The sequence below is a fragment of the Bartonella sp. AP9QHHD genome, from assembly GCF_042195625.1.
Taxonomy (GTDB): domain Bacteria; phylum Pseudomonadota; class Alphaproteobacteria; order Rhizobiales; family Rhizobiaceae; genus Bartonella.
The window spans coordinates 1-1,478 of the sequence record NZ_JBHIOP010000074.1 but is presented as its reverse complement, the minus strand read 5'-3'; the positions used below and the strand labels follow the sequence as shown (position 1 = coordinate 1,478).

Genomic DNA, 1,478 nt, shown 5'->3' with positions numbered 1-1,478 from the left:
GCTTGTTTAGCATTGAAAGGTCAAATTGATGTCCTAAAATCCTATCAAGATTCTATCGCAGAGGGTAAGCTACCTGACCATTTGCAAAATCTTGATAAAGAACTGGAGGGGTATGTTAACCATGCCGTTAAATTTGCTGAAAAACATCTGAAAATCCTTAATGAGCGAGAGGCAGCAGAAGCACATCTTAGTCCACAAGTTTTGATTACTTTCAATAAAGTTGCAGAGCAATTAAAAGAAATGGGGTGGACAGTTTATCGTGATAAAGACTACAATCGCAATGCTTATTTTATAAGTAAAGACCGTATCATCAATATAATGTATAACCTTCAAAGTGATGAAGAAGAGCCGATTGTTGCATTTAAGGCTTCCCTTTCAACACTTGGCTTTTCTTCTGCTCATAAAGAGATTTTCTATAATATGCCTCAATATATAGCCCTCAAAGAAGAAGTAGAAGAAGTTTATACAGTTTCTAGTACTGAATTGGCTGAAGACAAGGTGAAACAGATCAGTGCGGATATTCTTGAATGGGCTGATCGGCAAAATATTAATCAAATCATTTATGATTATGCAGCTTTGCCAACAAACAGTGAATATGATCTTATAATGCACCATTTTATTGCGCTTATTCTTATTGGGGATGTTGAAAAGCTCAAATCTTACAAGGAGAATTTTAGAAAGGGAAATTCTTTAGGTTTTGTGAAGGGTGTCACGAAGTACATAATCGACAATGCTCTTACGCTTGCACGGTGTCATCGAGCAGGTTTTCCTAAAAATGCTCCGATTTTAAGCTTGGATCCGCAAACAGCATCTGTTGCTTCCAAAACTATTGCTGTTGAGGCGACAGAGGAAGCGGATGACACTGATGATCATCTTACCATGGAAAGTGCTCATGCACTTTTAAAAAGCTTAGGCTGGTTAACCGAGAAAATCAATGAGAATGACCATATGGCAAGCTATCAATTGGCTGATCGTGAAGTAGATATTCTTTATAACGACGAAGTTGCCAAAGATTGCCCGCAATTTGATAGCGCCTTTATGATTAGTACCGGTATTCTTTCCGCTGCTTGTAAATTCATTGATCCTACCCACACGGAAGATATTCCAGATATACAGCTTAATTTTGAAGCCAAGGGATTAGAAATCTTTGAACCAGAAGTCACTACGGATCGTTTAACACAGGCGCTTGATGATGCGCTAGAATGGTCAGTCAAAGAGATTGACCTTTTTAAAAGGCTACGCTCTGATTATGGCACTGTTCCTTGGCAACGGGATGCAACATCTAAAGCAAACGATACGGATTATGCTTTACTTCATTTTGGCGCTCTTGCTTTATTGGGTGATGTTGAGACCTTACAATCTTATCAGAAAAGCTTTACGGCAGGTGATCACCTAGGCTTTGACGAGAGCACCAACAAAAACCACCTTGAACGTGCATTAGCTTTAGCCAAAGAAGTAGCAAAGGTGAAGCAAGTGAG

Annotated in this window: 1 protein-coding gene; it reads left to right on the top strand. The window is 39.0% G+C overall.

Features of this window, described 5'->3' with window-relative positions; translation table 11 throughout:
* Positions 1 to 1,478 (top strand): DUF6990 domain-containing protein (locus tag ACFIK4_RS05530; protein WP_375675365.1); only part of this gene is annotated, 1,478 nt, incomplete at both ends.